The organism is Brucella sp. H1_1004 (assembly GCF_047308065.1).
GTDB lineage: Bacteria > Pseudomonadota > Alphaproteobacteria > Rhizobiales > Rhizobiaceae > Brucella > Brucella pseudogrignonensis_B.
The window spans coordinates 1067100-1092005 of the sequence record NZ_JAYKZA010000002.1; the positions used below are offsets into that span (position 1 = coordinate 1067100).

The following is a 24906-nucleotide window of genomic DNA, read 5'->3' on the forward strand; positions in this document are numbered from 1 at the left end:
TGCGTCCGCTTTTTGTATTTCTGAGGGAGACGCTTCCTGATGCGCTTCTCCAAGCTGCGCCTTGTTGGTTTCAAGTCTTTTGTCGAGCCGATGGAGTTCGTCATTGAGAGCGGGCTGACGGGGGTTGTCGGACCGAATGGCTGCGGCAAGTCCAATCTCGTTGAAGCGCTGCGCTGGGTGATGGGTGAAAACTCATACAAGAACATGCGCGCCTCCGGCATGGATGATGTGATCTTCTCCGGCTCCGCCACGCGACCCGCACGCAATACGGCGGAAGTGACACTTTTCCTCGATAATTCCGATCGTACGGCACCTGCTGCCTATAATGATCAGGACGAGTTGCAGATTTCGCGCCGTATAGAGCGCGAAGCAGGCTCTGTTTATCGCATCAATGGCAAAGAAGCGCGTGCCAAGGATGTGCAGCTGCTGTTTGCGGATCAATCGACGGGGGCTCGCTCGCCATCGATGGTGGGGCAGGGACGCATTGGTGAACTCATTCAGGCCAAGCCACAGGCGCGGCGCGCATTGCTTGAAGAGGCGGCTGGTATTTCCGGCCTGCACACACGCCGCCACGAAGCGGAATTGCGGCTGCGTGCAGCCGAAGGCAATCTCGAGCGTCTTGAAGACGTAGTCGGAGAGCTTGGCAGCCAGATTGAAAGCCTGAAACGTCAGGCGCGTCAGGCTAATCGCTTCAAGGCTTTGTCGGCGGATATGCGGCGCGCAGAGGCATCGTTGTTGCATTTGCGCTGGTCGCAGGCGAAAGCGCAGGAAGGCGAAGCGCAAAGCGCATTGGCCCAGGCAACCACCGTTGTCGGCGACATGGCGCAGGCGCAGATGAATGCGGCGCGTGAGCAGGGCGTTGGTGCACATAAATTGCCTGAACTGCGTGAGGCAGAGGCCAAAGCCGCCGCCGCTTTGCAGCGTCTTTCCATTGCTCGCACACAGCTCGACGAAGAGGATGGCCGCATTCGTGTGCGCTGTGCCGAGCTGATGAAACGCCTTGAGCAACTCACGTCAGATATTGCGCGTGAAGAACAGATGGTGCGTGAAAACGCGGATATTCTGGAGCGGCTCGACGAAGAACAGCAGGAACTGATTGCCTCTAACGAAGCATCTGGCGAGCGCGATGAAGAACTGCGCGCGAGCTTTGAGGAATCGGAAATCCGTTTGCAGGACAGCGAAAATGCGCTTGCTCGCGTGACAGCGGAACGCGCAGAGGCTACCGCTGAGCGCACACAGATCGAGCGCGCTTTACAAGAAGCGCAAAGTCGCCGTAACCGTTTGGCAAACCAGATGGAGACAATCGAACGCGATATTGCGGCGGTTGCTGAACAGATCGGCGGATTGTTTGATCCTGCTGAAAAACGTGTGGCGGTTGAAGCAGCAACTGATGCGCTGGCAGCCTCTGAAGAGGCAGTCGTTGCATCTGAAGAACTTGTCGGTGCTGCGCGTGAACAGGAAGCGGCAAGCCGTCAGCCGCTCAATGAAGCGCGCACTGAACTTAATCGCATTGAGACCGAAGCGCAGACGCTTGCGCGCATTCTCAACGCGGGTGAAACGGGCCAGTTTCCGCCGGTTGTCGAAGAATTGCAGGTCGAAAAGGGTTATGAAGTTGCCCTTGGTGCAGCGCTTGGTGAAGACCTCGATGCGGCAAGCGATACCAATGCGCCTGTTTTCTGGGCTTATAATCCGGCAGTACAAAGTGATCCGGCATTGCCGGAAGGCAGTGTGCCGCTCGATCGCTTGGTGGACGGCCCGCAGCAATTGCGCCGCAGACTTGCGCAAGTGGGAGTGGTCTCTGATCAGGATGGTCAGCGTTTACAGGCTATGCTCCGCCCCGGTCAGCGACTGGTCAGCAAGGCTGGTGCGTTGTGGCGCTGGGACGGTTACACAGCAAGCGCCGACGCGCCAACACCTGCTGCACAGCGGCTTGCCCAGAAGAATCGCTTGGCGGAACTTGAGCAAGAGGCGGTGAATGCCAGCGCACGCGTTCAGTCTGCGGAGCAGGCGGTGCAGCACTTTGAAGTGGCTGTTCGTGACGCTGTTGAGCAGGAACGGGTGGCACGCGATGCATGGCGCGCTAACCAGCGCAGGCTTGATGAGGCGCGTGAAGCGCTGGCAGCCGTTGAACGCGCTGCTGGGCAATTGGCAACGAAACGTGCTGGTCTCGAAGAAGCCAAGTCCCGTCTTGAAGAAAATCTTGAAGAGGCACAGGTTCGTGTTGTTGAGGCGGAAGACCGGCTCAATGAAATGCAGGATCTGCAATCGATCTCGGAACGACATACGGCGCTGAGTGCAGAAGTGCAGTCGGACCGTGGGAGGCTTGCGGAAGCACGTGCGGCCTATGAAGGGCAGCGACGTGAAGCGGACAATCGCGCCCGTCGTCTGGCGATGATCGGGCTTGAGCGCCGTAACTGGGCGTCGCGCGCAGAAAATGCTGCGCAGCAGATTGCGGCCTTGAATGATCGTCGCGCGGAAACTGCCGATGAGGCCGAAGCGCTTGCGGAAGCACCCGAAGAGATCGAAAAACGCCGCCGCGCATTGCTCAATGAGCTTTCAGAGGCGGATGAGCGCCGCAAGGCGGCTGCGGATATTCTGGCGCAGGCGGAAGCTGCTCAGGCAGAACTCGATAAGGCTGCAACGCTTGCCATTCAGCATCTTGCGACTAGCCGCGAGCAGCGTGCACGTGCGGAAGAGCGTTTGACAGCTGCCGAAGAACGCCGCAAGGATACGGAAGCACGCATTGCTGATGCACTAAATTGTGCGCCACACGAAGCCATTCGTCACACGGGCTTAAAACCTGATGACAAGATGCCTGATCCTGATCAGCTTGAACGCCAGCTTGAGCGCTTGCGTATTGAGCGCGAGCGTCTGGGTGCGGTTAACCTGCGTGCAGAAGAGGAAAGTCAGGAACTATCCTCACGTCTTGAAGCGATCATTTCTGAGCGCGAAGACGTCATTGAAGCGATCAAGAAACTGCGTCAGGCGATTCAGAGTCTCAATCGCGAAGGGCGTGAACGTTTGCTGGCCGCTTTTGATGTGGTGAATGCACAGTTCCAGCGCTTGTTTACGCATCTTTTTGGTGGCGGCACTGCGGAATTACAGCTCATTGAGAGTGATGATCCACTGGATGCTGGCCTTGAAATCCTGGCGCGTCCGCCCGGCAAAAAGCCACAGACCATGACGCTGCTTTCAGGCGGCGAACAGGCGCTGACCGCTATGGCGCTGATTTTCGCTGTATTCCTGACCAATCCGGCACCGATCTGCGTACTGGACGAAGTGGACGCACCGCTCGATGATCATAATGTCGAGCGCTATTGCAATCTGATGGATGAAATGGCGGCTTCAACCGAAACGCGTTTTGTCATCATTACGCATAACCCAATCACCATGGCGCGCATGAACCGCCTGTTCGGTGTAACCATGGGCGAGCAGGGCGTGAGTCAGCTTGTCTCGGTTGATTTGCAAACCGCAGAGCAATTGCGCGAAGCAAGCTGATTGTCACTGCGAAGTGAGAAACTTAGTCTTCGTCAGTCTCGTCGTCTTCCGCTTCGATAATTTGCCAGATAAACGCATGAAGACGTTCTTCGATGCGCGCTCTGGTTGCTCCTGATGCTTCCATTTCACGCTTGATTCTGAAGAATTGATCTTTGTCAGATTGCGACAGATATTTTGCGGCAGTTTCAAGAGATGACAGGGATGTGGACATGGCGGTTGATACTGCTTTGTTTTGTAAGATGCGCTTGAAATGAAGTGATGGAACATTTCCTAAAACAAAGCGTCCCAGGCAATGCTCTTAATATGCGTGAACCCCAATCAGCGTACTCTATAAGTTACACTTATTTTTGCGGCCGCGAGGGCATGTTCTGCAATCTTGCTTGGCTCCATATCATTCAGGCCGATTGGCATTGGATTGTCAAAATGCAAGTCCAATGTAAAGAATCCTGCCGGATATGGCATATCTCGAATAAAATTCAAAAGTGCCTTTCGGGATTTCGTATCAATTTGGCTGTCAGGCATGGCCTCGACAGATTTACTGACAATATCACGCAAACGCGCAATATCAGTTTCCGGATCTTCTTCGCCGGTTTCAGATGGCAATGCAGCGTAATTGGCAAGAACGGGCAGAACAAGGCTCTCCCATAGTCCCTGATTGTCCAGACGTAACCGTAGACTTGAAAGTGTGGCGGTCGGATTAGCTGCAAGGCTCGCTATGGATGCATCAACCGGTAGGTTGATTTCTGCAGAAACTGAAGCCTTACCAAACTTGATGCTGTTGATTTCAGCATTCTGAATGTGCAGATAACCGCTTTGTGGATTGAAACGGTAAAACGCCGTAAAATCCATAGGCCATTGTTGAATTGACGTGATGTAATCTGAGACTTTGTTGCCGCTTTGAAGTCTCATGCGCACGCCATCAATGGCAATGCGTCCCCATGTGGGGGCTGCTTTACCAAAATCCGGTAATTCGGACAGAAAGTCTTGCAGGTGATCCAGTTCGAAGATAACGCGTTCGACGGTCCAGCCCATTATGCTCCCGGTTTGATACATGCTGTTCGAGACAATACAGCCATCGGGAATATCTCTGACGGCATAATCATTGTCGGGCGTGAGCAGGCTCATTCCATCAAGAAATTTTTCACACTGGCTGAGTGGTGCGTTGTCCGGTGCTGGTGCTTCTGTTTGAGCAAATGCGAATGACGTCGCGAGGGAGAGCAGAATAGTTGGAAGAATGAAGCGCATATCACCGGATTTTAGTTTGAACGAATAAGATGCGCCGCATCATTTCCATATGGTCGCTGCTGTCAACCAGCGACCATGATATTGTTAGTTCTCGCTCCAGACGGCAAGCTCATTGCCAGCAGGATCAATGAAGTGAAAACGACGCCCACCGGGGAAGGCGAAGATTGGCTTCACAACCGTTCCACCCGCTTCTGTCACAGCCTGCAACGTTTCTTCGAGCTGTGCGGAATAAAGCACAGGCAAAGGTTTGCGCGTCGCTTCCGGGTCGGCATCAAAACCGCCATCCAGACCTTCTGCGAAAGCGGAATAGGTGGGGCCATAATCGACGAACGACCAACCAAAAGCGCGCGAATAGAAACTTTTCGCCGCATCCAGTGATCCATTGCCCGCGGGCATTTCAAGATAATCGAGCTTGCCGGTGATACGCATAATCTACTCCGTATGTTCTATTTTTGTTCTCATTTTTGAACCAATCCACGGTCAGAGTCAATCGACGGATCAGCTTTATTGTTTTCTAATCGATTCTATTACGAGCCTTTGTCTTTTTTGATTGGCAGACCGTGACTTGATCGCATAAGCACGAGGAGAGTTTCTGCAAGCCTGTGGAAAACCACAGATATTGCGGACCGTTACCTGCGCATGGGAGGCCAGAATGGCAAAGTGGGTGTACGCATTCGGTGATGGCAAGGCAGAGGGCGCTGCGCGTGATCGCAACCTTCTCGGCGGAAAAGGGGCGAATCTGGCTGAAATGAGCAGCCTTGGACTGCCCGTGCCGCCTGGTTTTACAATCACCACGGAACTTTGCACCTCCTATTACGACAATGAGCGCACCTATCCCGCTGAGCTGGATCAACAGGTGCAGATGGCGCTTGATCAGGTAGCGAAGCTAACCGGACGCGTTTTTGGGGGCGTGGAGAAGCCATTGCTCGTCTCCGTGCGTTCGGGTGCGCGGGCATCCATGCCGGGCATGATGGATACGGTTCTGAACCTTGGTCTCAATGATGAAACCGTGCAGGCAATTGCGCGTGAAGCTGGCGACGAGCGTTTCGCTTACGACAGCTATCGCCGCTTCATCCAGATGTATTCGGATGTCGTGCTGGGGGTTGATCACGGTTTCTTTGAAGAAATTCTTGAAGATAAAAAAGCTGACCTTGGTGTCGAGGTTGATACGGCACTCAGCGCTTCCGACTGGAAAGATGTGATCGCGCTCTACAAGGCGAAGGTCGAGGAAGAGCTCGGTGAGCCGTTCCCGCAAGATCCGCATGATCAGCTTTGGGGTGCGATCAGTGCTGTTTTCTCAAGCTGGATGAATGCACGTGCCATCACTTATCGTCGACTGCATAACATCCCGGCCCAATGGGGTACGGCGGTCAATGTGCAGGCCATGGTGTTCGGCAACATGGGCGAAACGTCTGCGACCGGCGTTGCCTTCACCCGCAACCCATCGACTGGCGAAAAGAAGCTCTATGGCGAGTTTCTGGTCAATGCGCAGGGTGAAGATGTCGTGGCTGGCATCCGTACACCACAGAACATCACCGAAGAAGCGCGTATTGCTGCGGGCTCTGACAAACCTTCGCTTGAAAAGGTCATGCCGGAGGCGTTTGCCGAGTTTTTGAAGGTCGCGGACCGGCTTGAGCAGCATTATCGCGATATGCAGGACCTGGAATTCACCATTGAGCGTGGCAAGCTCTGGATGCTGCAAACGCGTTCGGGCAAGCGCACGGCAAAGGCAGCGCTCAAAATGGCCGTTGAAATGGCCGCCGAAGGTTTGATCACACAAGAAGAAGCCGTACTGCGCATCGATCCGGCGGCGCTCGACCAGCTTTTGCATCCGACCATCGATCCGCGTGCGGAGCGTATTGTCATCGGACAAGGCCTGCCTGCTTCTCCTGGAGCTGCAACAGGCGAAATCGTGTTCTCGTCTGAAGATGCCGAACAGGCCAAGGCTGAAGGCCGCAATGTCATTCTGGTGCGTGTTGAAACAAGCCCGGAAGACATTCACGGTATGCACGCGGCGGAAGGCATTTTGACGACGCGCGGTGGCATGACCAGCCACGCGGCAGTTGTTGCACGCGGTATGGGCAAGCCCTGCGTTTCGGGCGCGGGTTCACTGCGCGTCGATTATCGCAACGGTATCATGCTAGCCGCTGGCCAGACTTTCAAAAAGGGTGATGTGATCACCGTTGATGGCGGCAACGGGCAAGTGCTGAAAGGCAAAGTTGCCATGTTGCAGCCCGAATTGTCGGGTGATTTCGGTAAGCTCATGGAGTGGGCAGACAAGACCCGCCGTATGAAAGTGCGCGCCAATGCCGAAACCCCAGCAGACGCGCGTACTGCGCGCTCTTTTGGGGCGGAAGGCATCGGTCTTTGCCGCACTGAACATATGTTTTTTGAAGGCGAACGCATTATCGCGATGCGCGAGATGATTCTTGCCGATAAGGAAGACGGTCGCCGTGCGGCCCTGGCCAAGCTGTTGCCGATGCAACGCTCGGATTTTGTCGAACTGTTCGAGATTATGAAGGGCTTGCCAGTCACGATCCGTTTGCTCGATCCGCCGTTGCATGAATTTCTGCCGCGCACTGATGAAGAAGTTGCAGAAGTGGCGAGCGCCATGGGCGTCGACGCGGATAGACTGCGTGAGCGCGCCGATAGTCTGCATGAGTTCAATCCGATGCTCGGCCATCGTGGTTGTCGCTTAGCAATTTCCTATCCGGAAATTGCTGAAATGCAGGCGCGCGCAATCTTTGAAGCAGCTGTTGAAGCGGGCAAGAAGACCGGCGAGCATGTTGTGCCGGAAATCATGGTGCCTCTGGTCGGCCTCAAGGCCGAACTTGATTTCGTCAAAGCGCGCATCGATGCGGTGGCAAAGGAAGTGATCGGCGAGTCCGGTGTTCAGATCGACTATATGGTCGGCACGATGATTGAATTGCCGCGTGCAGCGTTGCGGGCTGCTGAAATTGCGGAAGCGGCGGAGTTTTTCTCGTTTGGCACCAATGATCTGACGCAGACGACCTTCGGCATTTCGCGTGATGATGCTGCACCATTTCTTTCGACCTATCAGAGCCGTGGTGTGATCGAACAGGATCCGTTCGTTTCACTGGATTTTGATGGCGTGGGAGAGCTGATCCAGACTGCTGCAGAGCGTGGACGCAAAACACGCGACAAGCTCAAGTTGGGTATTTGTGGCGAGCACGGCGGCGATCCCGCATCGATCAGTTTCTGCGAGCAAACAGGCCTTGATTATGTGTCCTGTTCGCCATTCCGGGTGCCGATTGCACGATTAGCTGCAGCTCAGGCTGCAATTCGCAAGAAATAGTTTCCACAATCGGCTATGGTTCTGGCATTGAAGCGGTTTGCTTGAATGCCAGAACTTCATTTGCCGGGGTGGCTATGTTTCGTCAATTCTTCGCGGCAGCGGCCGCACTCATTTGTTTCAATCATGGGGCAAGCGCCTATGATGCGCTGCCACAACCTGAAAAACATGAAAAAATCAGCATTGTTGAGCCAAAGTTATATATTGCAAAAGGTGGCCCCGCGGCACCACAGGTAGCACTCACCCTTGATGCCTGCATGGGAAAGACGGATCATCGTATTCTTGATGTTCTCGTACAGAACCGTATTCCGGCTACAATTTTTGTCACTGCACGTTGGTTGAAGCAGAATGCCGAAGCCTTTGCGGTAATGAAGGCCAATCCCGATCTTTTTGATATTGAGAACCATGGCAATATGCATGTGCCAGCCATTACCAATGTGCGCACGATGTATAATATCAAAACCGCGGGTTCGTTGGATGCTGTTCGTTCCGAAATTGATGGTGGTGCTGATGCAATCGCGAAAGCGGGTGGATCAAAGCCAGAATGGTATCGCGATGCTACTGCCCGTTATTCGACAGATGCCGTGAAGCTCGCGGAAAACATGGGTTACAAAATTGGCGGCTATTCGCTCAATGGCGATCAGGGGGCATCTTTGTTAGCACCCGTTGTTGCAAAGCGCGTTATGGCAGCACGTGATGGGGATGTCATCATCTCACATATTAATCAGCCGTCACGTTCGGCGGGTGAGGGTGTGGCCAAAGGCATTCTTGCGCTTCAGGCTAAGGGTATGAAATTTGTGAAGCTCCGTGATGTCAAAACGAGCATGGAGCTTAATCCTGTACCCGCACATAATTTGCACGCTGTAGCGCCTGCGGCAATTGCAGAACCACAGACAGCTGAGTGAATTACCTAATCGCCATTCGTGGTTGTGCCCTTCGGCGTCAGACTTTTCATCACGGCTGCATAATTGTGGCCGAGGCTGACGAACAGAGCGTTTTCGCCGGTGGGTGGAGCCACTGAAAGTGTGGTGCCGTCGTGGCCTAAAGTGACAAATACAACCTGGTCGTGCGGTTGCCCGGCAATGGCAATCGCGCCAATGCGCTGCGCCTGAGTGGTATCCAGTGCCGGCATGTTGAAAAGAACTTCGCCACCAACGCGCTCGGCTGCCTTGGCAAGGGCCGTGTCAAATCCTTCGATAAAAACGTCGATGGCCCCAAGAGCAAATTCAAGCTCGACAGCTTCCAGCGTCATGACATCCTGCTCTGGTTGCGCAGTGCCGGTTGTAGCTGGCATATGGCCATTATGAAGGGTGCGATCCATGTCGTCCTCTCCGACGATTCTTAAATAAGCCCCCATATATGTAAACATGCCTTTCGTTAGAAGTTGCTGCAATAGCTTTTATATTGATTTAACTCTATTTTTCCCGCTAAATTTTATAACTGGCTAAATTCGCAGGGTGGAATTGGCCTTTTTGTTTTATGCTTGAACAGTCTCTGTTATCCATCAACGTATTCCAAACGCAGTTGGGACCCTGCATGAGAAAACTTCGCTACCAGCGCCGAGAGTCGCTTTCTGCAATATGGGCATTAAGATTTGGCTTATTTGCAGCTGTGCTGTCCGTGCTCGGTTTTCTTCTGCACAGGCTTGGCAAGATTGAAACACCGGAATTTGTTCTCATTGCTGGGCTTGGCAGTGCTCTCGCGATTTTCTCATTATTCTTTTCCGCAATAGGCTTGCGTAATCTCTGGGTAAACGGTGACAAAGGTGGAACGCGATCGTTCTGGGGAGGCGTCTTTTCGCTTCTGGTTCTGATGCCGCCCTGCTTTCTTGGCAGTCAATGGTATAGCTCGCCACCGCTTTACGACTTGACGACCAATTTTGAGACGCCGCCACAATTCCCCTCGACAATGCCTGCGCGCCTGCCACATATGAATATATTAACTGACAATGTGCAGAGTGATATGTTGGCGCAGATGTCAGCCTATCCTGAATTAATCGGGCGCCGTTATGAAGCCGCACCCGACCGGGTGGCACAAGGCGTTGAAAATACGTTGAAAGCATTTGGTTGGAGAGAGATCAGCCGTGACACGCCGCTGCCGGCGCAGAACGCGATACGCTTTGCTGCAACTGCGCATAGCCCTATTCTCGGGTTGAAAAGTGATGTAGTTATCCGCCTGCTGGATGAAGGCGAGACTACCTATGTCGATATGCGCTCGGTCTCGCAGTATGGCGAGCGGGATATGGGCTTGAATGCTGCCTTTATTACCAGCTTCTTGTCTGCTCTTGAGGGTGAAGTGAACAAGGCGCCTGTTGACGCGGAATAATCATTGTGGCTGATAAATGCTGTTGAGTGATGGATGGCCATCTGTGGTGATCTCCCCGCGACTGACCAGATCCTCCAGATGCGCTAGAACAGAAAGTGCGGCTGCTCCATGCAGGCGCGGGTCTGTATCGCGATAAATCGCTTTGACCATGTCGTGAATGGTGCGATCACCCTGAACAATACGCTCCAATATCGCCCGCTCACGCATTTTCCGATGTGCGCGCAAACCACGCACAAATGCAGCTGGCTTGGTGACAGCGCCGCCATGACCGGGCAGATATATGCTGTCATCGCGCTCCAGTAGCTTTTCTAGCGAAGTCATATAATCGCTCATTGATCCATCGGGCGGTGCGATGATGGATGTTGCCCATGCCATCACATGATCGGCTGAAAAAAGAATGCCGGTGCCTTCAAGGCCAAAAGCCATGTGGTTAGCGGCATGCCCGGGCGTGTGTATGCCGCGAAGGCTCCAGCCATCGCCATCGATTTTCGCACCATCGGCGAGAGCAAGGTCGGGCGCAAAATCAATATCGGCGCTCGCTTCCAGCATATTGATCTCGCCGCTGTAATAGGGGCGGGCAGGGCGATGCGGACCTTCGGCGACAACGAGCGCGCCCGTCTGTTCCTTCAATCGCTTTGCGAGAGGCGAGTGGTCGCGATGCGTGTGACTCACGAAGATATGACTGACAGGGCGACCGGCAATTGCCGCAAGCAATGCCTGATAATGCGCTTCATCTTCTGGTCCAGGATCGATAACCGCCAGTGTATCTGTGCCTACAATGTAACTATTGGTGCCATGAAAGGTAAAGGCGCTGGGATTATTCGCGGTCAGCCGCAGCAGGCCTTTATTCACGGCAACCGGAGTCCCGTATTCAGGGGCAAAGCTGCCGTCAAAATCAAGCGCCATGGATTAACCCGTTCTTCTTTGGTTTTATTGATTATAGCATTTCCAGCAAAGTGGGAACCGGTTTTGCGTCGGATAATGCGTAAAAACAAATAGTTACAGCGGTTCCAACGATCCAGTCTTAACTGGAACCGCTGTAAGCGGCTTAGGACGAATATGGTCAGGCTTCAAATGATAATCTGGTGGAACGGTACGCACAGCGCCCATATTTGGGTTTAAAAAGGAGCGCGTTATTCAAGCGCCGATAGTCTCAAGCTATTGATGTGTTTTGAAGGTCGGGCAGGTCACCCGGCCTTTTTCGTATCTTTGTTGAAACTGCTTCGCGATTGACAATGCGCGGCCTGTAAAGCTTTGTTATTTCAGATGCATCAAGGGTATCGGGAGGATTGCGTGAAGTTTGAAGTGCTTGAGGTTGAACCGCTTACGAAAGCCGGCTTTGCGCCTTTTGGAGATGTGATTGAGACGGAGGGCGCTGAGCTGCGTCTGATTAACAAGGGCACTACAGAACGCTTTCACGATCTTGCTCATGTGGAAGCAGAAGGCACTGATGCACGCGTTCTTATCAATATTTTCCGGGGGCAGTCTTTTGCTGCACCGATTGATATTACTATGCTGGAACGCCATCCTTTTGGATCACAAGCTTTTGTCCCGTTGCATGGCAGATCGTTCCTGATCGTTGTGGCAGAGGATGATAATGGAAAGCCAGCAAAGCCGCAGGCGTTTCTTGCGCGCGGCGATCAGGGCGTGAATTACTGGCGCAATGTATGGCATCATCCGCTTGTTTCGCTGGAAGAGATATCAGATTTTCTGGTTGTGGACCGCGGAGGCAAAGAGGATAATCTTGAGGAGTATTTCTTTCCGGATTTAATATATCGGATTGAAACGATCCCGGTTCCTGCAACAGACATCTGAGGTGTAACATGGGTAAGCTATCCACACATGTTCTCGATACGGCCCATGGCAAGCCCGCGGCTGCGATGCGGCTTGAGCTTTATCGGTTGGGTGCTTTGGGAAAGACCGAGCTTATCAAGCGCACTGTAACCAATCTTGATGGCCGCACCGATGAGCTTTTGCTGAGTGGAAGTGAAATGCGGGAAGGGACGTATGAGCTACACTTTCATGTCGCTGAGTATTTTGAGGCGAACGGTGCAGACGTAGCTCATCCGCCATTTCTTGATTTGATCCCTATCCGCTTTTCAATCGCAGATGACGACGGCAATTATCATGTGCCTTTGCTGGTTAGTCCGTGGTCATACTCGACATATCGTGGGAGCTGACTTATCCCCGTCCGCATGAAAACAAGTAAGCTCTTCGCATCATCACTGCGAGGAGCTTTTTTATGGAAAAGACACCCAATCTCAAACTTCCCTACATCATGCCAAGCCAGGCGCAAAAGCATGTGACGCATAACGAGGCAATACGTCTTCTTGATGCAATTGTTCATCTGAGTGTGAAGTCGCGTGTGCAAACGGGTGCACCCGTCACGCCTATATCAGGCGATCGTTATATCGTTGCTGCTTCTGCCACCGGAGCCTGGGCTGGCAAAGACAATATGATTGCATTTTTTGTTGATGGTGGTTGGTCGTATATTACTGGGGGTAAAGGCTGGCTTGCTTACGTCGAAGATGAAAGCAGCTTACTGGTTTTTAACGGTGCGAGCTGGGAAAATGCCACTCCCTCTGTTCCTGACAATCTGTCTCTATCAATGCTGGGCATTCATGCAACAGCTGACACGATTAATCGTTTCACCATTTCGTCTGAAGCCAGCCTCTTTAACAATGCGGGTGCTGGTCATCAGGTGAAAGTCAATAAAAATGCATCCGCAAATACCGCGAGCCTCTTGTTTCAGTCTGGCTGGACAGGTCATGCAGAAATGGGTCTGAATGGTGATAATAATTTCAGCGTAAAAGTTGGCGACGACGCAGGAAACTGGCGTGAGGCGATGAAAATAGACCGATCGTCAGGAAATGTAGCCGTGGGTCAAATCTGGCCGGAAACAAGACTACATGTTGATGGGCCAATTCGCCCTGCATCATATCCTGTAGCAAGTCTTCCTTCGGCAAGCGCGAATGGGCAGGGCGCCCTTATATATGTGAACAATGCTTCGGGAGGTGCAAAACTTGCTTATTCAGACGGGGCCATATGGCGTGCTGTATCAACAGGCGCCGCGATTTCCTGAACAATAATACGTGCTGGCTTAGGGACAGACCTAAATTGAGGTCTGTCTCATTGCCGCTTATAGTTGTCTGTTAAAATAATGGTGCTTGACGAAAATCATTTGTATTACTTCAACGCGCATTTTTTTTTGGACTGATATTTATTGTCTTGTATGCGTCGGTTGGGTTGTATTGTATGTGTTCTATGATTTTCTGACCGCATGGGTTGCGTTGAAAGCCGACCATGCAATGTTAGCGCTGCATTTTTAGTTGTCGCTGCATCTATTTTCAACGCTTCTAACTCTTTTGGATTGGTGCCAAACCGAGATTTAAATGCTTTTGCAAATTGCGTACCTGTGCGGAACCCGCATTTATAAGCAATCTCTTTCAGAGAAAACGGTTTGTCTTTGCGATCAATGAGAAATCTATAAGCGTGATCCAGTCTTTTATCACGAATTAGCTTTGCAATACCTCCATCTGATTCAAAGGTGCGATAGAGGTGCGAACGCGATACCCGGAATCGCTGTTGAATCATCCGCGGGCTCATGTCAGGATTTGTGATGTGATCATCTATATACCCCAGAATTCGACTGCGGATTGGGAAGCCAATAGGGTCACGTTTATGATTTTCGGTTAAAGCATTAATGCCAGATGCTAGGAGTAACAGCATTGCATTTTTCACAGCAAGCTGTTCGGTAGGTGAAAGCTTATCGGTTACATCTTTTAGTCTAGAGAGATAATCGAAAAGCAGTTTTGTCGTGGCATTTTTTGCTTCGAGAACAGTGCCGTGGAGATCACGCCAGCCGACTAATTTTTCAAGTTCATGCCGGGGGATGATGATTGTTATCCGGTTTCCTGCTTCAGTGAAACCAGATACGATTTGAGACAGATCAAAGATCAGAATATCGCCCGGTTTCGCAAAGACTTTATTGCCATTGAAGTTCCCCCTAAGCGTACCACCCAACATGACGTGAAGTACGTAATGATTGAAACCGCCCTGGGCGATGATATTTGTTGTTCGCTCACAATATTGCTCTTGGAACGATGACATCCCAACCAACAGGGTATCAATGACGTGTGACTGTGGGGTTGTTGGTTGCTCTGTTAAGGGAAGGTCTCTTGAGGATCTGTCTTTATAAAAAAGTTGCAGTGCGTCCTGCCAGAGAGCTTCACGCGCTGCTGGGTCCATCAAATCCGTCGACAAAAACAGTTCGTCCTGTATTGCGCTATAATCGCAGTTTGATGAAGGCATTGTAAATAAGGGCTCGGTTTGAAATGGAATCATGCTTTGCATGTATTCTTACGGTTAATGTGGCCGATTAAAATACAAATAATTATAATGCAAATAATATTATTAGAACTATTTATTTTTAGTTATTTATTTTCAATAAATATATAATATAAATTAGTGAACTTTAATTAAGATAAGCCTATTTTAGTAAATTTTATTTATTAAATAAAAATACACCCAAAGTTTGCATTATAATTTACAAAACTTTGGGTGTATATAGAATTTAAACTATAATTACTATTCTAGTATGGACTGTCTACCTTGCCCATTTCGACATAGACAGTTTTTATCTGGCTATAGTGGGTGAGGGCAGCGATGCCGTTTTCTCGACCAATGCCCGACTGCTTGTAGCCACCAAATGGCACTTCAACGGGTGTTAAATTGTAAGCATTGATCCAGCAGGTTCCTGCCTTGATCTGGTTGATGACACGATGGCCGCGCGCAATATCGGCGGTGAACACCCCGGCAGCCAGCCCGAACTCGGTGTCATTGGCGCGAGCAATCACTTCGTTCTCGTCCGAGAATTCCAGAATACTCATGACAGGGCCGAAGATTTCTTCGCGGGCAATTGTCATGTTGTCGGTGACATTGGCGAAGATGGTAGGCTCGATAAAGCAGCCCTTATCAAAGCCCTGAAGCTTTGGGATCCCGCCGCCGCAGGCGAGTGTTGCGCCTTCGGCCTTGCCTTTTTCAATATAAGACAGAACCTTGTCGCGCTGCGCTCCATTAATGAGTGGCCCCATCTGGGTGGCTTCATCCAGCGGATCACCAATGCGGATTTTACGTGTGCGCTCAATCAGGCGCTCAACAAATGTCTCGCGAACATTCTTGTGAACAAAAACGCGCGTACCATTCGAGCAGACCTGACCGGTCGAATAGAAATTGCCGAGCATTGCACCGCCAATGGCGCTATCCAGATCAGCATCATCAAAGACGATGATGGGCGACTTGCCGCCAAGTTCCATTGTGACGTGCTTAAGGTGTTCACCCGCTTGCGACATGATCCGCTTGCCGGTGGGCACTGAACCTGTGAGCGAAACCTTCGCCGTCAGACGATGATTAACGAGCGCTGCACCCACCTCGCCAAAACCCTGAACGACGTTAAACAACCCATCGGGAAGTCCAGCCTCCTTATAGGCTTCTGCAAGTGCTAATGCTGAAAGCGGCGTGTTTTCAGACGGCTTGAAGATAAACGCATTCCCCATGGCGAGTGCCGGGGCGGATTTCCATGCCGCGATCTGGATCGGGTAATTCCATGCGCCGATGCCGACGCAGATGCCGAGCGCTTCGCGGCGCGTATAGGCGAACGAACCGCCAAGCTCTACGAATTCGCCATTGAAACCAGAGATTACGCCGCCGAAAAATTCGAGTGCATCGGCTGCGGATGCGGCATCTGCGACCAGTGTTTCCTGTAGCGCCTTGCCTGTATCAAGTGTTTCGAGCTTAGAAAGCTTCTTGTTCTTCTCACGCAAGATTTCGGCAGTACGGCGCAGTATTCGACCGCGTTCCACCGGCTTGAGCGCTGCCCATTCGCCTTGTGCCTTCAGTGCCGCAGCATAGGCGCTCTCGATCACGTCTGGTGTGGCCGAGTAAAGCTTGGCAATTTCTTCGCCTGTCGCCGGGTAGATCACTGGAAGCGGTTTGCCAGCTTTGTCTTCTACAAATGCGCCGCCGATGAAATGCGAGGCTTTGGGTTGGACTTTCATTTTATTTTCCTCGTAATTTATTAGCGGTCAGAAATTTCCCAGCGCGGGTTGATCCATGGTTCCTGATTGGATCGCGCAAGTGGAGTCCGGCCCAGAATATGATCAGAGGCCTTCTCACCAGTCATGATCGATGGGCCGTTGAGGTTGCCATTGGTTATACGCGGGAAGATTGACGAATCCGCGACACGCAATCCCTCCACGCCAATAACACGACATTCCGGGTCAACAACCGCCATAGGATCGTCAACCGACCCCATTTTACAGGTTCCGCAAGGATGGAAAGCGCTTTCCACATGTTCACGAAGGAAATCATCGATTTCATCATCAGACTGCACATTCGCGCCGGGCTGGATTTCGGAACCGCGATAGGCAGCAAATGCTTCTTGTCCAAAAATTTCGCGGGTCAGCCGCACGCAATGACGGAAATCGGCCCAATCATCCTCATGCGACATGTAATTGAACTGTATGACAGGCTTTTCGCGTGGATTGGCCGAGCGTAAAGTAACGCTGCCGCGGGACTTTGACCGCATCGGCCCGACATGTGCCTGAAAACCGTGTGACTCTGCCGCTGCCTTGCCGTCATAGCGAATAGCAACTGGCAGGAAGTGATATTGAATGTCGGGATATTCCACGCCTGCTTTTGAACGCACGAAGGCGGCCGATTCAAAATGATTTGTTGCGCCGTCGCCGGTTTTAAAAAACAGCCATTCCGCGCCAATGCGGGCTTTCGAAAACATGTTGAGTTTGGAATAGAGCGTGATCGGCTGCGTGCATTCTTGCTGGATATAAACTTCCAGATGGTCCTGCAGATTTTGCCCGACACCGGGGCGGTCGGCCACGACCTCAATGCCGTGTTCTTTCAGCTGCGCAGCCGGGCCAATGCCTGAAAGCATCAGCAGCTTTGGTGAATTGATGGAGGATGCAGCGATGATGACTTCGCGACGTGCGCGGATGGTCGAGAAACTGCGACCCGCTTCGATTTCAACGCCGACTGCGCGCTTGCCTTCCATCACGATCTTGCGCGCTAAGCCTTTGACGAGCTTCACATTGGGTCGCTTGAGGGCTGGTTTCAGATAGGCATTGGCCGCAGACCATCGACGTCCATTATGGATCGTCTGCTCCATCGGGCCAAAACCTTCCTGCTTCTCGCCGTTATAATCGTCGGTGACCTCGAATCCCGCTTGATTTCCGGCATCGACGAAGGCTTTGAACAGCGGATTGTCGCGGCGACCGCGCTGCACATGCAGCGGACCATTGGTGCCGCGCCAGCCTTCCTGTCCGCCGTGCGAATTTTCCATCCGCTTGAAGTAGGGCAATACGTCCGCATAAGACCAGCCGCGTGCACCACTTTCCGACCAGTGATCATAATCGCGCGCATGACCGCGCACATAAACCATGCCGTTGATGGACGATGATCCGCCGACCACCTTACCGCGTGGTGTAACCAGACTGCGACCGCCGATATGCGGCTCAGGTTCCGTCGAAAAGCCCCAGTCATAGGTTTCCATATTCATGGGGAAGGAAAGGGCGGCAGGCATCTGGATGAGCGGGCCGATATCCGGGCCACCATATTCGATGACAATCACCGAGTGTCTGCCATCTTCTGACAGCCGATAGGCCATAGCCGAACCGGCCGAGCCGGAGCCGATAATAACGAAATCCGCTTCCATCTTTATCTCTCCGCCGAAAGCTGAACAGCGATGTAATCTTCAATAAGCGCAATCGCCGATGCGGCATCAGGCGCGTCTGCACCAAGCGCGTGACGGATGTAAAGCCCGTCAATCATCGCACCTGCACCCTCAGCAATACGGCTGGCGCGCTCGTGGGTGGTCAGCTGCTCCAGTGCATAGACGAAATTTGAATGGAGTCGGCGCGCATAAATGCGCAAAAGGCGCTTCGTATCTTCGGATTGCTGCGCATGAACATAGAAGGTCAGCCAGGCGGCAATCGTTTCCTGCGCAAACTGCGAGGCTGAAAAATTGACTGCGATAATAGCCGCAATGCGTTCGTGCGGCGTCTCTGTAAGCTTGATGGCCGCGTTTAAGTCGTGCCCCAGCTCACGCAGCAAATGGCGCATTGTGGCCAGGATCAGCTTGTCTTTGCCACCAAAATAATGATGCGCAAGCGCAGGCGAAACGCCTGCTTCATGGGCAATTTGCGCAACTGTGACATCAAGCGAACCACGTTGGCCGATTGTTTTGATCGTCGCATCGATAAGCTCGCGCCGCCGCTGAGGCTCCATCCCGATTTTGGGCATAATCATTATCCGCGTTGAGGTTTATTGAGCTCAATTTTATCTTTGATTGACTGATCAATCAATAAAAAATCTGAGGGTGCTTCCACCATGGATCAAGGCTGTCTTGGAGCGTCTTCAAACTTGTGGGCTTGCGAGGAATGGCTGCTCTGCATACATTCAGATCATGAGCAGAGCTTTCACAAAAGAACAGGACGACGCCCCAACCGATCTTGGCGAACGCCCGATTAGCCCGCATCGCAATCTCGTCACGCCTAACGGTTTGAAGATGATTGACGACGAGCTTGCGCGTCTGCAACGTGAACTGGCTGAGGCCAATGTCGCGGGCGAACGTTCCGCCATCGCGCGTCTTTCGCGTGATCTTCGTTATTGGACATCGCGTCGTGAAACCGCAGAACTATCTGTGCCAGAGGCAGACACCGATGTTGTGCGCTTTGGTATGACGGTCGAGCTGGAAAATCTTGATGATGGCGGTATGCGGGTTTGGACTATTGTCGGCGAAGACGAGGCAGACCCCGTCAACGGCAAGATTTCCCACGTTTCGCCGGTCGCCATTATGCTTTTCGGCAAGCCGGTGGGCGATGTTTTGAAGATAAACGGCAAAGACTGGGAGATTGTGGCTGCATCGGTGTGATCTACAGCCACCCCTTCCTGCGGAAATAGAACAGCGGCAGCAAAGCCGAAGCGACCATAAGCCCAAGTGCCATCGGATAACCCCATGGCGAGTTCAGCTCTGGCATGAACGAGAAGTTCATGCCGTAGATGGATGCGACAAGTGTCGGAGGCATGAAGCCCACTGCCGCGACCGAGAATATCTTGATGATCGCGTTCTGCTCAACCGAAATGAGCCCGACGATCGTATCAAGCAGGAATGTGACCTTGTTGGACAGAAAATCCACATAGGCAACGAGTGACTGTGCATCGCGTTCGAGTGATTTGATCCAGGAACGCGTATCTTTCTTGGTAGCAACCGGGCTGTTGATTGCAGAGAGATACACCAACATTCGGCTGACACCTGCCAGGCTTTCCCGCATGCGCGATAGAAATGTTCCCTGTCCACCGATCTGTGTGAGAATGTTTCTGAAATCCTCAGTTGTCATCGGCCTTGCCTTGGGCTGGCGACGATAGATCGAGTGCGATGCCGCATCGATTTTGCCCGCAACGCCTTCCAGAATATCTGCCAGCCGATTGGTGGTTGCCTCAATGATGCCGAGCATGATGGATAGGCCGGAGCACTTGATGGGAATTAAGCCATTTCCGGGCTTCGTCGCGCGTGTGATATAGATGCTGACAGATTTGGGATTGGCATAACGCACAGTCACGAGGCGCTGCCCGTTGATGATAAACGTCACGGGAGCCAGTTCTCGATGATCAAGATCGACAGCATGAAGAATGGGAACAGTCAGATATTGCGCACCGTTCTCCATGTAGAAGCGGCTCGATTCTTCAATCTCCGTCATATCTTCGCGGGTGGGGATTGAAATGCCGGTCCATGCTTCAACGATGTGATCTTCATTGACGCCGGGTGCGAGTAAGTCAATCCAGATGACGTTATCGGGTAGTGGCGTTCCAGGTTCAACCTCGACGCGCTCGAGATGGTCTCCGTTAAGGCAATAAAGATTGATCATGCTACACCCGATTGCGAAGTCTGGAATTTCATCAGCCACCATGCGTTAAAAATGTTAACGGAATGCGGCAAACGGCGTTCTAACGCGATTTATCACAATGTTTAAACACTTGCGCCAGCCGTACGATGTAGTACACCGCCTGTCATGTCATAAGATTGAGATGAAAGGTGCAGGCGTTATGAGCCACACAACTCCTGCGACAGAGATTCCACTCGTTGATGCTGAAATTGATAGCGTGCCGCAGCCGCCAGAACCGGAAAGGCAGAGCAGAGCCCTGCGTGTTCTTCTTGGTCTGAGCCTCGTTCTGATTGCAGCAAATCTCCGACCCGTTTTCTCAAGTGTGTCTGTTCTGCTTCCCGAAATTATTGAAGCGACGGGCATGTCCGGTGTTGGGGCTGGTGTTCTCACAACCCTGCCAGTGGTTTGTCTTGGCCTCTTTGCTCCTTTTGCACCACGTCTCGCGCAGCGGTTTGGTGCGGAACGTGTTTTGTTGTTCGTGCTCATTGTCCTCACCATCGGCACGGCTCTGCGTGGAATTGGCAGTTCAGCTGCACTTTATCTGGGGGCGGCACTGGCAGGCGCGGCGATTGCAACAGGCAATGTGCTGTTGCCAGGCCTGGTCAAGCGCGACTTTCCAAAGACTGCCGCCATTATGACCGGCCTCTACACAATGGCGCTGTGTGGTGGTGCGGCGGCAGCGGCTGGTTTTACAATCCCCATCGAACACATGCTGGGCGGTTCATGGAGCTTAGCGCTCGCCTTCTGGGCAATTCCGGCGGCGCTGGTGTTTGCGCTCTGGCTGCCGCAGGCCTTGCGGGTAAATCATAATGTGGCGCATTCCGGGTTTAAGGTAAAAGGTCTCTGGAAAGACAGGCTTGCATGGCAGGTAACGCTGTTCATGGGGCTGCAATCATCCACCGCTTATATCGTTTTTGGATGGCTTGCACCGATCTTACGGGAACGGGGTCTGTCTGCGACGGCTGCCGGTGGCCTGGTTTCCTTCTCGATTATGGCGCAGGTTATAACCTGTCTGGCCATTCCGTCGATTGCTACGCGTCAGAAGAACCAGAGCCTTTTGAATGTTATCCTTTGTATGAGTGCTGCCTTGCCACTCATCGGTTTCCTTTACCTGCCGCAATGGAGTTTCTGGGCTCTCGCGACGATCCAGGGCATCGGACAGGGTGGGCTGATTGCCGCTGCCATGATGGTCATCGTGCTGCGGGCGCCCGATTCGCATACGGCGGCACATTTATCAGGAATGGCGCAATGTGTCGGCTATACGCTTGCCGCCATAGGGCCGTTGATTGTCGGTGTAATCCACAGCGCGACAGGCAGCTTCGCAGCCTGCGGCATTTTCTTTGCCCTTCTGGGGGCGGGGGCCGCCTTTAATGGCTGGGGCGCTGGACGCGCGCAGCATGTGGGTGTGACACTGATCAAAGAAAAATAGAAAAAGCCCCGGAAACCGGGGCTTTTTACCGAGCTATTAAAGTCTAGATGAACTGACCAAGGCCGGGAATTGAGCCGATTACGGCATCGACTGGTTCATTGCCAGCCTTTTCCTTGGCGAAACGGATGGTTTCTTTAGCAACGCCGGATATCTCACCCATGCCAAGACCTGCGCTCATTAATTGTGAGCCGAGGCCCATCACGCCACCCATCAGACCGGACAGAAAACCTCCGCCCTTAACCTGCGAAATCGCTTCTTCCGCACCCGGAAAAGCTGCCAGCAGTTGCTGAACCTTATCGGCTGGGCCTTCTTTTTGCAGAAATGCCAAAATCATACCGACGGCCTTTTCTGCCGTTGCTGCATCAATGCCAACATTGGAGGTGATGCGCGCGATCAGTTCTTCCATGAGACTCTCCCGAAATATCTTACGTTTACGTAATATGCATTGTCGTGGGCGCTTTGCAAGTATTCCTGAGCTAAAATCTGCGGAATCTGTCTTTAACAAAAGCTGGAAATTAAGCCTGGATACGGAATTTCGCGTTATCGTTGTTGCGCGACGGTGCTGCTGGTATATCGTATTGTAAGCAAACCTTTTACGGAGCGACATGCCTGATGACCGCCGATGATGCAATTTTTCTTGGTGCAAGCCGCAAACCTGATGATTCCTATCAGCAGCCAGAATATCTGGCTTTGAAATATGGGAACAGGCATGGGCTTGTAACCGGCGCAACCGGCACGGGTAAGACAGTTACTTTGCAGGTGTTGGCTGAGAGCTTTTCTGCCGCTGGTGTTCCGGTTTTCTGTGCGGATATTAAGAGCGATCTTTCCGGCATTGCCGCGCCCGGCGAGGCGAACGAAAATCTCACCAAACGCGCTGAAGAAGTTGAACTTAATCCTTATGAGCTGCGTGCTTCGCCTGTTATTTTTTGGGATATTTTCGGCGAAAAGGGACATCCGGTTCGCGCTACCATTTCCGAGATGGGGCCTTTGCTGCTCTCGCGCCTGATGAACCTGACGGATGCTCAGGAAGGCGTGCTCAATGTTGCCTTCCGTCTTGCCGATGAAGAAGGTTTGCTGCTGCTTGATCTGAAAGATTTGCAGGCAATCCTCGCAGAAATGGCAGAGCGATCGGCGGAGCTTTCGGCAAAATATGGTAACGTCAACAAAGCTTCTGTTGGTGCTATCCAGCGCTCATTGCTGGTTCTTGATCAGCAGGGAGGGACGAAGTTCTTTGGTGAGCCAGCATTGCGTATTTCTGATCTGATGCGCACAACAACGGATGGCCGTGGTGTGATCAGTGTGCTTGCCGCAGACAAGCTGATGATGAGTCCACGCCTTTATTCGACATTCCTGCTGTGGCTTATGTCTGAGCTGTTTGAGGAACTGCCTGAAGTGGGCGACCCCGACAAGCCGCGTCTCGTCTTCTTCTTTGACGAAGCGCATTTGTTGTTTGACGAGGCACCGAAAGCACTTGTTGATCGAGTTGAGCAGGTTGTTCGCCTGATCCGCTCCAAGGGGGTCGGCGTTTATTTTGTGACGCAGAACCCGCTCGATGTGCCTGAAACCGTGTTGGCACAGCTTGGCAATCGCGTTCAGCACGCGCTTCGCGCTTACACGCCACGCGAAACAAACGCAGTGAAGACGGCCGCCGATACGTTCCGCCCAAATCCTGATTTCAAAACCTATGAGGCGATCACCAATCTTTCGACGGGTGAAGCGCTGGTCTCGACTTTACAGGCCAAGGGTGTGCCTTCAATGGTGCAGCGGACCTTGATCCGTCCTCCATCATCGCAGATTGGGCCTCTGTCCGCGGAAGCGCGTGCGAGAATTATCGCGGCAAGCCCCGTTGCCGGTCAATATGACCAGGCTGTGGACCGGGATTCTGCCTTTGAAATGCTGGCGCGCAAAGCGCAGGCCTCGGCAGATGCAAAGCAAACCGCCAAAGACGAGGAAGCTGGCCAAGGCGGCGGAATTCTTGGTGAAATTATGGGGACTGCATTCGGAACGGGACGCCGTTCGGGTCGTCAGACAGTAGCCGAAACGGCGATGAAATCCGTGGTTCGCTCTGTCAGCAATTCGCTTGGTCGCGCACTGGTGCGCGGTATCCTCGGAAGTTTCAAGCGTTGATAGAAACTGAATAATGGATTCAAAAAAGCCCGGCTATTCTCCGGGCTTTTTTAATAATTATCGCAAAATGCAGATTACATAACCAGAATAGGCGATTTTGGCGGAACGCGATTATAAAGGTCGATAATGTCCTGGTTCAACAGGCGCACGCAGCCAGACGAAACTGCCTTGCCGATTGACCACCATTCAGGATTGCCATGCAGGCGGTAGATGGTGTCTTTGCCATCTTTGAAGATATAAAGCGCGCGGGCGCCGAGCGGGTTCTTGAGACCCGGAGCCATGCCGCCATTGCGCGAGCTGTATGGTTCGAGTTCTGGCTGGCGGGCAACCATCTCATCCGGTGGTGTCCAGCGTGGCCATTCGCGCTTATACTGAATGACTGCGCGGCCTGACCAAGCAAAGCCATCGCGTCCAATGCCGACGCCGTAGCGCATTGCCTGACCATTGCCGAGTACCAGATAAAGGAAACGGTTGGTTGTATCGACAACGATGGTGCCCGGCATTTCGCCTGTCGGATCCTGAACGACCTGACGCAGATAGCGCTTGTCCATTTTCTGGATCGGAATAGCAGGGAGCTGATAGCCGTTGTCTTCAACAGCTGCATACATGGATGCCCAGCTTCCATAGGAAGAATCGACACTGGCTTGTGGTGTCCGATTAATCGGATTGCCATTGGCATCAACATCGACGATTGGAACATTCTGCCCCAACTGAGCACAACCGGCGAGGCCGGCCGCCGCTGTTGCTGTCATGGCCGTTAGAAAAGAACGGCGGGTAAGGGTCGTTTGCATATGAAAACCAGATTGGTGACGGGAGGGGTGTTAGATACAACGGTTAGGGTTAATGAAGTGCGACTATTCCTTGTAATAGTCGCGAATTCCGCGGTGATAACGAGTTCGACTACATTTAGTTGCGGGCAAAACGCCCGATAAATGTGGCCTCTCGCCGTTTATAATAAGGCCTAAACATGGCTAAAGCGCCGTAAGGTATGCCGTGTTGCCGTTGCGACACAA

Annotated in this window: 22 protein-coding genes; 10 read left to right on the forward strand and 12 right to left on the reverse strand. The window is 52.5% G+C overall.

Annotated elements, in window-relative coordinates; genetic code table 11:
• Positions 1–39: 39 nt before the first annotated feature.
• Complete coding sequence (locus U2P60_RS12360; protein WP_413572857.1) at positions 40–3498, forward strand: chromosome segregation SMC family protein; 3459 nt, start codon at positions 40–42, stop codon at positions 3496–3498.
• Positions 3499–3520: 22 nt separating this feature from the next.
• On the opposite strand, the gene U2P60_RS12365 is transcribed toward U2P60_RS12360, so the two are convergent.
• The 3 genes from U2P60_RS12365 to U2P60_RS12375 all read right to left on the reverse strand — a co-directional run bounded on the left by U2P60_RS12365 (position 3521) and on the right by U2P60_RS12375 (position 5172).
• The gene (locus U2P60_RS12365; RefSeq protein WP_413572858.1) at positions 3521–3709 is read right to left on the reverse strand and encodes a hypothetical protein; all 189 of its coding nucleotides are present in this window, start codon (positions 3707–3709) and stop codon (positions 3521–3523) included.
• Positions 3710–3816: 107 nt separating this feature from the next.
• The gene (locus U2P60_RS12370) at positions 3817–4743 is read right to left on the reverse strand and encodes a hypothetical protein (protein WP_413572859.1); all 927 of its coding nucleotides are present in this window, start codon (positions 4741–4743) and stop codon (positions 3817–3819) included.
• 84 nt (positions 4744–4827) lie between these two features.
• Complete coding sequence (locus U2P60_RS12375) at positions 4828–5172, reverse strand: VOC family protein (protein ID WP_413572860.1); 345 nt, start codon at positions 5170–5172, stop codon at positions 4828–4830.
• A 223-nt stretch (positions 5173–5395) separates the two neighbouring features.
• Between U2P60_RS12375 and ppdK the strand changes: the two genes are divergently transcribed.
• Positions 5396–8059, forward strand: coding sequence for a pyruvate, phosphate dikinase (gene ppdK, locus U2P60_RS12380; RefSeq protein ID WP_413572861.1), 2664 nt, complete (start codon positions 5396–5398; stop codon positions 8057–8059).
• Positions 8060–8133: 74 nt separating this feature from the next.
• The gene (locus tag U2P60_RS12385) at positions 8134–8961 is read left to right on the forward strand and encodes a polysaccharide deacetylase family protein (protein WP_413572862.1); all 828 of its coding nucleotides are present in this window, start codon (positions 8134–8136) and stop codon (positions 8959–8961) included.
• Positions 8962–8966: 5 nt separating this feature from the next.
• Here U2P60_RS12385 and U2P60_RS12390 read toward each other — a convergent pair whose 3' ends face one another.
• The gene (locus U2P60_RS12390) at positions 8967–9377 is read right to left on the reverse strand and encodes a hypothetical protein (RefSeq protein WP_313828137.1); all 411 of its coding nucleotides are present in this window, start codon (positions 9375–9377) and stop codon (positions 8967–8969) included.
• Between the two features lie 215 nt (positions 9378–9592).
• Between U2P60_RS12390 and U2P60_RS12395 the strand changes: the two genes are divergently transcribed.
• Positions 9593–10381: a DUF1499 domain-containing protein gene (locus U2P60_RS12395; protein ID WP_413572863.1), complete on the forward strand. Its 789-nt coding sequence runs from the start codon at positions 9593–9595 to the stop codon at positions 10379–10381.
• Here the strand turns inward: U2P60_RS12395 and U2P60_RS12400 are convergent, their stop codons facing one another.
• Positions 10382–11287, reverse strand: coding sequence for an MBL fold metallo-hydrolase (locus U2P60_RS12400; RefSeq protein ID WP_413572864.1), 906 nt, complete (start codon positions 11285–11287; stop codon positions 10382–10384).
• A 360-nt stretch (positions 11288–11647) separates the two neighbouring features.
• Here U2P60_RS12400 and U2P60_RS12405 point away from each other — a divergent pair, with 360 nt between their 5' ends.
• The 3 genes from U2P60_RS12405 (at position 11648) to U2P60_RS12415 (ending at position 13463) form a co-directional block, all read left to right on the forward strand.
• Positions 11648–12196, forward strand: coding sequence for an ureidoglycolate lyase (locus U2P60_RS12405; protein WP_413572865.1), 549 nt, complete (start codon positions 11648–11650; stop codon positions 12194–12196).
• Between the two features lie 8 nt (positions 12197–12204).
• Positions 12205–12561, forward strand: coding sequence for a hydroxyisourate hydrolase (gene uraH, locus U2P60_RS12410; protein ID WP_413572866.1), 357 nt, complete (start codon positions 12205–12207; stop codon positions 12559–12561).
• A gap of 62 nt (positions 12562–12623) precedes the next feature.
• Positions 12624–13463 (forward strand): DUF2793 domain-containing protein, encoded by an 840-nt coding sequence (locus U2P60_RS12415; RefSeq protein WP_413572867.1) that lies wholly within the window; start codon positions 12624–12626, stop codon positions 13461–13463.
• Between the two features lie 104 nt (positions 13464–13567).
• On the opposite strand, the gene U2P60_RS12420 is transcribed toward U2P60_RS12415, so the two are convergent.
• The 4 genes from U2P60_RS12420 to betI all read right to left on the reverse strand — a co-directional run bounded on the left by U2P60_RS12420 (position 13568) and on the right by betI (position 18694).
• Positions 13568–14725: a helix-turn-helix domain-containing protein gene (locus tag U2P60_RS12420; protein ID WP_413572868.1), complete on the reverse strand. Its 1158-nt coding sequence runs from the start codon at positions 14723–14725 to the stop codon at positions 13568–13570.
• 248 nt (positions 14726–14973) lie between these two features.
• On the reverse strand, positions 14974–16437 hold the full coding sequence (gene betB / locus U2P60_RS12425; RefSeq protein ID WP_413572869.1) for a betaine-aldehyde dehydrogenase: 1464 nt from the start codon (positions 16435–16437) through the stop codon (positions 14974–14976).
• A gap of 20 nt (positions 16438–16457) precedes the next feature.
• Positions 16458–18107 carry a choline dehydrogenase gene (betA, locus tag U2P60_RS12430; RefSeq protein WP_413572870.1) on the reverse strand — a complete coding sequence of 550 codons (1650 nt, stop codon included), beginning with the start codon at positions 18105–18107 and terminating at the stop codon, positions 16458–16460.
• A gap of 2 nt (positions 18108–18109) precedes the next feature.
• A complete protein-coding gene (gene betI, locus U2P60_RS12435; RefSeq protein WP_313828147.1) occupies positions 18110–18694 on the reverse strand; it encodes a transcriptional regulator BetI in 585 nt (194 codons plus the stop codon).
• Between the two features lie 163 nt (positions 18695–18857).
• On the opposite strand from betI, the gene U2P60_RS12440 reads away from it, so the two are divergent.
• A complete protein-coding gene (locus U2P60_RS12440; protein ID WP_413572871.1) occupies positions 18858–19325 on the forward strand; it encodes a GreA/GreB family elongation factor in 468 nt (155 codons plus the stop codon).
• Between the two features lies 1 nt (position 19326).
• Here U2P60_RS12440 and U2P60_RS12445 read toward each other — a convergent pair whose 3' ends face one another.
• Complete coding sequence (locus tag U2P60_RS12445; protein WP_313828149.1) at positions 19327–20319, reverse strand: magnesium transporter CorA family protein; 993 nt, start codon at positions 20317–20319, stop codon at positions 19327–19329.
• Between the two features lie 178 nt (positions 20320–20497).
• Here U2P60_RS12445 and U2P60_RS12450 point away from each other — a divergent pair, with 178 nt between their 5' ends.
• A complete protein-coding gene (locus U2P60_RS12450) occupies positions 20498–21766 on the forward strand; it encodes a CynX/NimT family MFS transporter (RefSeq protein WP_413572872.1) in 1269 nt (422 codons plus the stop codon).
• Between the two features lie 43 nt (positions 21767–21809).
• Here the strand turns inward: U2P60_RS12450 and U2P60_RS12455 are convergent, their stop codons facing one another.
• The gene (locus U2P60_RS12455) at positions 21810–22172 is read right to left on the reverse strand and encodes a DUF2267 domain-containing protein (RefSeq protein ID WP_313828151.1); all 363 of its coding nucleotides are present in this window, start codon (positions 22170–22172) and stop codon (positions 21810–21812) included.
• 206 nt (positions 22173–22378) lie between these two features.
• On the opposite strand from U2P60_RS12455, the gene U2P60_RS12460 reads away from it, so the two are divergent.
• Positions 22379–23893 carry a helicase HerA-like C-terminal domain-containing protein gene (locus tag U2P60_RS12460; RefSeq protein WP_413572873.1) on the forward strand — a complete coding sequence of 505 codons (1515 nt, stop codon included), beginning with the start codon at positions 22379–22381 and terminating at the stop codon, positions 23891–23893.
• Positions 23894–23967: 74 nt separating this feature from the next.
• Here the strand turns inward: U2P60_RS12460 and U2P60_RS12465 are convergent, their stop codons facing one another.
• Positions 23968–24684: a L,D-transpeptidase gene (locus U2P60_RS12465; RefSeq protein WP_187545843.1), complete on the reverse strand. Its 717-nt coding sequence runs from the start codon at positions 24682–24684 to the stop codon at positions 23968–23970.
• Positions 24685–24906: the final 222 nt, after the last annotated feature.

Bases quoted from the DNA above. Each gene is read 5' to 3' on its own strand.
- U2P60_RS12440 (WP_413572871.1), top strand. From the start codon at position 18,858: ATGAGCAGAGCTTTCACAAAAGAACAGGACGACGCCCCAACCGATCTT.
- U2P60_RS12460 (WP_413572873.1), top strand. From the start codon at position 22,379: ATGACCGCCGATGATGCAATTTTTCTTGGTGCAAGCCGCAAACCTGAT.
- U2P60_RS12405 (WP_413572865.1), top strand. From the start codon at position 11,648: ATGCATCAAGGGTATCGGGAGGATTGCGTGAAGTTTGAAGTGCTTGAG.
- U2P60_RS12360 (WP_413572857.1), top strand. From the start codon at position 40: ATGCGCTTCTCCAAGCTGCGCCTTGTTGGTTTCAAGTCTTTTGTCGAG.
- ppdK (WP_413572861.1), top strand. From the start codon at position 5,396: ATGGCAAAGTGGGTGTACGCATTCGGTGATGGCAAGGCAGAGGGCGCT.
- U2P60_RS12370 (WP_413572859.1), bottom strand. From the start codon at position 4,743: ATGCGCTTCATTCTTCCAACTATTCTGCTCTCCCTCGCGACGTCATTC.
- U2P60_RS12455 (WP_313828151.1), bottom strand. From the start codon at position 22,172: ATGGAAGAACTGATCGCGCGCATCACCTCCAATGTTGGCATTGATGCA.
- U2P60_RS12375 (WP_413572860.1), bottom strand. From the start codon at position 5,172: ATGCGTATCACCGGCAAGCTCGATTATCTTGAAATGCCCGCGGGCAAT.
- U2P60_RS12445 (WP_313828149.1), bottom strand. From the start codon at position 20,319: ATGATCAATCTTTATTGCCTTAACGGAGACCATCTCGAGCGCGTCGAG.
- U2P60_RS12450 (WP_413572872.1), top strand. From the start codon at position 20,498: ATGAGCCACACAACTCCTGCGACAGAGATTCCACTCGTTGATGCTGAA.
- U2P60_RS12400 (WP_413572864.1), bottom strand. From the start codon at position 11,287: ATGGCGCTTGATTTTGACGGCAGCTTTGCCCCTGAATACGGGACTCCG.
- U2P60_RS12415 (WP_413572867.1), top strand. From the start codon at position 12,624: ATGGAAAAGACACCCAATCTCAAACTTCCCTACATCATGCCAAGCCAG.
- U2P60_RS12395 (WP_413572863.1), top strand. From the start codon at position 9,593: ATGAGAAAACTTCGCTACCAGCGCCGAGAGTCGCTTTCTGCAATATGG.
- betA (WP_413572870.1), bottom strand. From the start codon at position 18,107: ATGGAAGCGGATTTCGTTATTATCGGCTCCGGCTCGGCCGGTTCGGCT.
- betI (WP_313828147.1), bottom strand. From the start codon at position 18,694: ATGCCCAAAATCGGGATGGAGCCTCAGCGGCGGCGCGAGCTTATCGAT.
- U2P60_RS12465 (WP_187545843.1), bottom strand. From the start codon at position 24,684: ATGCAAACGACCCTTACCCGCCGTTCTTTTCTAACGGCCATGACAGCA.
- U2P60_RS12420 (WP_413572868.1), bottom strand. From the start codon at position 14,725: ATGATTCCATTTCAAACCGAGCCCTTATTTACAATGCCTTCATCAAAC.
- U2P60_RS12385 (WP_413572862.1), top strand. From the start codon at position 8,134: ATGTTTCGTCAATTCTTCGCGGCAGCGGCCGCACTCATTTGTTTCAAT.
- U2P60_RS12365 (WP_413572858.1), bottom strand. From the start codon at position 3,709: ATGTCCACATCCCTGTCATCTCTTGAAACTGCCGCAAAATATCTGTCG.
- uraH (WP_413572866.1), top strand. From the start codon at position 12,205: ATGGGTAAGCTATCCACACATGTTCTCGATACGGCCCATGGCAAGCCC.
- betB (WP_413572869.1), bottom strand. From the start codon at position 16,437: ATGAAAGTCCAACCCAAAGCCTCGCATTTCATCGGCGGCGCATTTGTA.
- U2P60_RS12390 (WP_313828137.1), bottom strand. From the start codon at position 9,377: ATGGATCGCACCCTTCATAATGGCCATATGCCAGCTACAACCGGCACT.